We start from the raw sequence: 632 nt of genomic DNA, 5'->3' as shown, positions 1-632 counted from the left end.
AGAGCCCATCCGGGAAGTTCTGATTCACGCTGAGGAGGTTGCGGCGAGGCGTCGGAGCATGATGCGGATCATGGCCATGCGCACGAAGGCGGCGGCGATGCGGCAGTGTCGCTCGAAATCACGCGCGAGGCGGCGGTTGCGACTGATCCATGCGATCGTGCGCTCGACGATCCAGCGCTTCGGCAGCACGACGAAGCGGTGCCTGTCGCAGCGACGCACGATCTCGATCGTCCAGTGCCCGGTGCGGGCCACCGCCGCCGCCATCTTCGGCCCTTGATAGCCTGCGTCGCCGATCAGGCGCGCGATGAACGGGAACAGGCGCCGGGCTTGGCGCAGCAGCGGCTCGGCTCCGTCGCGGTCCTGCACATTGGCCGGATGCACGATCACGGCGAGCAACATGCCGATGGTATCGATCAGGAGATGGCGCTTGCGGCCGACCACCTTCTTGCCCGCGTCGTAGCCGGACGGGTCGAGCGTAGACCCCCCTTTTGCGCCGCCTTCGCCGTCTGGCTATCGATGATCGCCGTGGTCGGGCTGGCTTCGCGCCTCGCCTGCTCGCGCACGGCGATGTAGAGCGCGTGGTGGATGCGCGCAATCGTGCCTTCCCATTCCCAGCGCGAGAAGTAGTCCCA

The 632-nt window shown here is 67.1% G+C and carries 1 pseudogene; it reads right to left on the bottom strand.

Annotated features, from left to right (window positions below):
• Positions 1-24 precede the first annotated feature (24 nt).
• Positions 25-632 (bottom strand): annotated as a pseudogene (locus ACTIFU_RS23920) (IS5 family transposase); the annotation flags it as partial.

The sequence above is a fragment of the Elioraea sp. genome, from assembly GCF_051860475.1.
Lineage (GTDB): Bacteria > Pseudomonadota > Alphaproteobacteria > Acetobacterales > Acetobacteraceae > Elioraea.
Note: the sequence above shows the minus strand (reverse complement) of the source record. Positions and strands in the feature narration are given on the sequence as shown.